The sequence below is a fragment of the Streptomyces sp. ADMS genome (assembly GCF_033441795.1).
In the GTDB taxonomy this organism is placed as follows: Bacteria; Actinomycetota; Actinomycetes; order Streptomycetales; family Streptomycetaceae; genus Streptomyces.
In genome coordinates this window covers 1-401 of the sequence record NZ_JAVFVX010000463.1, presented here as the reverse complement: position 1 = coordinate 401, position 401 = coordinate 1, and the positions used below count along the sequence as shown (strand labels likewise).

The following is a 401-nucleotide window of genomic DNA, read 5'->3' as shown; positions in this document are numbered from 1 at the left end:
CTCTGGGGGTACCCGGAGGTCGCCGCCCACCTGGGCATCAGCGTCCGAGCAGCCCACAGCCGCAAGAGCCGGGGCAGCCTGCCCGAGCCCGACGACACCAGCGTGCCGGACCGGCCGCGATGGAGGCCGGCCACCTTCCAGGGCTGGAACCCCGTCGGCCGGGGGTTCCGTAGCGACCTGCACGGCACCGCTCGGCACGACAGCGCCGCATCCGGCTGACCGGCGGTCGGGCCCGCCCGTAGGCTGCGGCCATGACGACCGACTCGCCGATGCCGTCCCCGCCGTTCCCTTCCCCCGACAACGCCGTGCTCCGGGTGGTCGTCGGCAACGCCATCGCATCGGTCCGCAGCGGCGAAGCCTCGGTGGAGGAGGCGATCCTCCACGCAGCCGTTCACGGCTGG

The 401-nt window shown here is 74.3% G+C and carries 1 protein-coding gene; it reads left to right on the top strand.

The window, feature by feature from the left end; translation table 11 throughout:
- Nucleotides 1-219: MarR family transcriptional regulator (locus RB628_RS42940; RefSeq protein ID WP_318325790.1), on the top strand; the 219-nt coding region annotated here is incomplete at its 5' end.
- Between the last annotated feature and the right edge of the window lie 182 nt (nt 220-401).